This is a genomic window from Microcystis sp. M53598_WE2 (assembly GCF_030067735.1).
In the GTDB taxonomy this organism is placed as follows: Bacteria; Cyanobacteriota; Cyanobacteriia; order Cyanobacteriales; family Microcystaceae; genus Microcystis; species Microcystis aeruginosa.
In genome coordinates, this window is sequence record NZ_JASJFE010000393.1 from 1 (window position 1) to 1,826 (window position 1,826).

At 48.3% G+C, this 1,826-nt stretch carries 2 protein-coding genes and 1 pseudogene; 2 read left to right on the forward strand and 1 reads right to left on the reverse strand.

Going from position 1 to position 1,826, the window contains the following annotated elements; translation table 11 throughout:
• Positions 1-283, forward strand: a 283-nt coding sequence (locus PX636_RS08470; protein ID WP_288116747.1) for an RpnC/YadD family protein, incomplete at its 5' end; no start/stop codon positions are given.
• A gap of 64 nt (positions 284-347) precedes the next feature.
• Here the strand turns inward: PX636_RS08470 and PX636_RS08475 are convergent.
• Positions 348-1,400, reverse strand: coding sequence for a 6-bladed beta-propeller (locus PX636_RS08475; protein ID WP_288116748.1), 1,053 nt, complete (start codon positions 1,398-1,400; stop codon positions 348-350).
• Positions 1,401-1,636: 236 nt separating this feature from the next.
• On the opposite strand from PX636_RS08475, the pseudogene PX636_RS08480 reads away from it, so the two are divergent.
• A pseudogene (locus tag PX636_RS08480) lies at positions 1,637-1,826 on the forward strand (hypothetical protein); the annotation flags it as partial.

The following is a 1,826-nucleotide window of genomic DNA, read 5'->3' on the forward strand; positions in this document are numbered from 1 at the left end:
CAGTATTCTCGCTGGGTTAGTATTAAATCGAGAGACGATTAAAAAAATCCTTCGGAGTGACATTATGAGAGAATCCGTCATCTATCAAGATATTTTAGAGGAAGGCGAGGAAAAGGGACTACAAAAAGGACGACAAGAAGGATTGCAAGAAGGCAAAGAAGAAAAAGCCAGACAAATTGCCCTGAAAATGATATCTGCTGGCTTTCCTATCCCAGAAATTGCCCGATTTACTGATTTATCCCCCGACGCGATCGAGGAATTACAAAGGCAGCAGGACAATTAAAGCTTTTAACCGCAAAGGGTGGGGAATTAGGAAAATTTTAACTCATCTCCCCACTCCACACCGATTAACCACGTTTAGCGAGGCGACGCACCACTAAACCGCCCCCTAGTATGCCTAATCCGATAATACTAGAAGGTTCGGGCGTTCTGAATACCTGTACGCGATTGTTGGCCGTATCGGCTACATAGATATTACCACGGCTACCGACAGCGATACCTTGGGGCATACTGAACTCACCGTTCCCCGTACCGAAGCTACCGAAAGCGTACTGGAAGACACCACTGGGGTTGAATACCTGTACGCGATCGTTGAGCGTATCGGTTACATAGATATTACCGCTGCTATCGACAGCGATACCTTGGGGCATACTGAACTCACCGTTCCCCGAACCTTGGCTACCGAAAGCGAACTGGAAGACACCAGTGGAGTTGAATACCTGTATGCGATTGTTGAACGTATCGGCTACATAGATATTACCACCGCTACCGACAGCGATCCCGTAGGAGCCTTGGAACTGACCGTCCCCCGTACCGAAGCTACCGAAAGCGGACTGGAAGACACCAGTGGAGTTGAATACCTGTATGCGAAAGTTGCCCGTATCGGCTACATAGACATTACCACTGCTACCGACCGCGATAGCGTAGGGGCCTTGGAACTGACCGGTCCCCGTACCATTGGTACCGAAAGCGGACTGGAAGACACCACTAGAGTCGAATACCTGTACCCGATTGTTGTCCGTATCGGCTACATAGACATTACCACCTCTACTGACGGCGATACCGTAGGGGCTTCGGAACTGACCGGTCCCCGTACCGAAGCTACCGAAAGCGGACTGGAAGACACCACTAGAGTTGAATACCTGTACCCGATTGTTATCCGTATCGGCTACATAGATATCACCACTTCTACTGACGGCGATACCACGGGGGAGCATGAACTGACCGGTCCCCGTACCGAAGCTACCGAAAGCGAAGGAAAAACTGGCCGCAGTGGCACTGGTGGCGACACTAATACATCCGATCGCAGTAGCCGTGACTAGGGAAAAGGATTTCAGCAGAGCCTTTGATAAGCTACGCTTCTCCCGCCCCCCATGATTAATAACTTTAGATAGGGACATAAAACTTCAGAAAATCTGCCCCTAATATACCCTTTCCTCTAGCAATTGTCAAGAAATTTCTGGGAAGATGTGACAAATTTGCCGATATTTATACAATTTAGTCGATGAGTAGAATTGAATTTTGCCTATAATGTATTCTGCGCTACGATTCGCCTCGGCAACAGTTACGGCAAATACAGGATGTGAACATCAGCGACCGAGGGTATCCCAGGAGAAACGGAAAGTAATCCCCGACGATGTTTGATAATATTTGTAAATTTATCGCCGAAAACTTCTCCGATGATCTAGCCACTTGGTTATTGGGTTCTCCCCTCCCCTTAACCGTCCTCGACCCGACGGAATGACAATTAGACCCCATTCGCGCCGATTCTCGGATTTTTTTGCAGTCAGAGGAATTAATTCTCCCTACCGAATTTCAAACCGACC